Source organism: Streptomyces sp. NPDC047315, assembly GCF_040643215.1.
Lineage (GTDB): Bacteria > Actinomycetota > Actinomycetes > Streptomycetales > Streptomycetaceae > Streptomyces.
In genome coordinates this window covers 1-1,407 of record NZ_JBEYTZ010000115.1, presented here as the reverse complement: position 1 = coordinate 1,407, position 1,407 = coordinate 1, and the positions used below count along the sequence as shown (strand labels likewise).

Below are 1,407 nucleotides of genomic sequence, written 5' to 3'. Positions count from 1 at the left end.
CGAAGCTGTCTCCGGTCATGGCGGCGGTGAGGGTGGTGCCGTCGTTGGGGTCGATGAGGAGGAAGGCGCCGGTGCGGCGGGAGTGGGTGTAGGGGTCGAGGGCGAGGGGGGTGGCGGTGCGGAGGGTGATGTGGCCGATGTCGTTGGCGGTGAGGTGTGGGGGGTGGGGGGTGTCGGTCAGGGTGTTGAGGTCGAGTCGGGAGTCGAGGGACTCGACGATCGCTTTGACGGTGCGGGTGGTGTGTTTGACCAGCACGCGTTGTCCGGGGGTGAGGCGTTGGTCCGCGAGGTGGCAGACGGTGGCTTCGATGTGTTGGGTGGGGATGGGGGCGTCGTCGACCGGGGCGATCAGGTCGCCGCGGGAGATGTCGAGGTCGTCGGTGAGGAGGAGGGTGACCGACTGCGGGGTCCACGCCACGTCCACGCTACGACCGAGCAGGTCGATCCCGGCGATCGTCGTGGTGCGGCCGGCGGGCAGGACGGTGACCTGTTGTCCGGTGCGGAAGGTGCCGGCGGCGATCTGTCCCGCATACCCGCGGTAGTCCGGGTGCTCGACCGTCTGCGGGCGGATCACGTACTGCACCGGAAGCCGTGCGTGACACGTCGCCAGATCATGCGCGACCGGCACCGTCTCCAAATGCTCCAGGATGGTCGGTCCGCCGTACCAGTCCATGTGCGCGGAGGGCTCGACGACATTGTCCCCGGTGAGGGCGGAGATCGGAATCGCCGTCACCTCCGGGACCCCCAACGCGGTGGCGTAGGTGGTGAACGTGTCCGCGATCGCGGCGAACACCGTCTCGTCCCACCCGACGAGGTCCATCTTGTTCACCGCGAGGACCACGTGCGGCACCCGCAACAACGCGGCCACCGCGGCATGACGCCGTGTCTGCTCCACCACCCCGTTCCGCGCATCGACCAACACGATGGCGAGGTCGGCGGTGGAGGCGCCGGTGACCATGTTCCGGGTGTACTGCACATGCCCCGGCGTGTCCGCCAGGATGAACCGCCGCCGCGGCGTGGCAAAGTACCGGTACGCGACATCGATCGTGATGCCCTGCTCCCGCTCCGCCCGCAACCCATCCGTCAGCAACGCCAGATCAGGACCCTCGGCCCCACGCTGCGCGGAAGCCCGTTCCACGGCCTCCAACTGATCCGACAGGATCGACTTCGAGTCGTGCAGGAGACGCCCGACCAGGGTGGACTTGCCGTCATCGACGGAGCCCGCGGTCGCGAACCGCAACAGCGTCGTCGCGGACACCCCCGCCAAAGGCGTGTTGTCGCTGGAGTTCGTGTGGGTGGTCATGGTTAGAAGTAGCCTTCCCGCTTGCGGTCCTCCATCGCCGCTTCGGACAGTTTGTCGTCCGCGCGGGTGGCACCCCGTTCCGTCAACCGGGATGCCGCGATCTC

General features: G+C 68.2%; 1 protein-coding gene and 1 pseudogene. Both read right to left on the bottom strand.

What is annotated here, in order from left to right:
* On the bottom strand, positions 1–1,303 hold a 1,303-nt coding region (locus ABZ842_RS38810; protein ID WP_361548589.1), incomplete at its 3' end, for a GTP-binding protein.
* Between the two features lie 2 nt (positions 1,304–1,305).
* Positions 1,306–1,407, bottom strand: a pseudogene (locus tag ABZ842_RS38805) (sulfate adenylyltransferase small subunit); the annotation flags it as partial.